Below are 669 nucleotides of genomic sequence, written 5' to 3'. Positions count from 1 at the left end.
CCGCGGGCATCCTCTAGTGCGTAGCGTCGCGCGGGCTCGGAGATGTGTTTCAGAGCCAGCCTCTTGGCCGCGGGGGCCATCAGCCAGGCGCAAGCGGATCAATCCAGCCGCGACCTGCGCCAGGCGGAGGCGGCTTTGGCGGCGCAACAGGAGCAGATCCGCGCTCAGGAGGCCGCGATCTTGCGGGCAGAGCGGGAGGTGCAGCGAGCCCAGGCCGAGGCGGAGCGGCAACAGGTGCAACTGCAGTTTTTCCAGGTTACAGCTCCCTTTGCCGGCATTGTGGGGGATGTTTTGGTGCGGCAAGGGGACTACGTGACGCCTCAGACGGTTTTGACCACCTTGACCCAAACCCAGGCGCTGGAGCTCAACCTCAACATCCCGTTGCAGCGGGCCCCCCAGCTGCGCATTGGCACGCCGGTGCAGATCCTGGATAGCCGCGGCGAGGTGATCGGCAGCAGCCAAATCTCTTTCATTGCTCCCGAAGCCAACGCCGCCACGCAATCGGTGCTGGCCAAGGCTCTTCTGGAGAACCCTGCCGGCCAGTTGCGCTCGGCCTAGTTTGTGCGGACTCGGGTCATCTGGGAGGAGCGGCCGGCCTTGCTGGTGCCGGTGACGGCGGTGGCCCGCTTGGGGGCGCAAACCTTTGTCTACAAGGTGCAGACAACGGAG

General features: G+C 65.6%; 1 protein-coding gene. It reads left to right on the top strand.

Annotated features, from left to right (window positions below):
* Positions 1 to 42: 42 nt before the first annotated feature.
* Entirely contained in the window at positions 43 to 558 is a 516-nt protein-coding gene (locus tag NW838_RS08505; RefSeq protein ID WP_414427860.1) for an efflux RND transporter periplasmic adaptor subunit, read from the top strand.
* Positions 559 to 669 lie beyond the last annotated feature (111 nt).

This window comes from Synechococcus sp. R55.2, assembly GCF_047462075.1.
In the GTDB taxonomy this organism is placed as follows: domain Bacteria; phylum Cyanobacteriota; class Cyanobacteriia; order Thermostichales; family Thermostichaceae; genus Thermostichus.
This window is presented reverse-complemented; position numbering and strand designations above follow the sequence as displayed.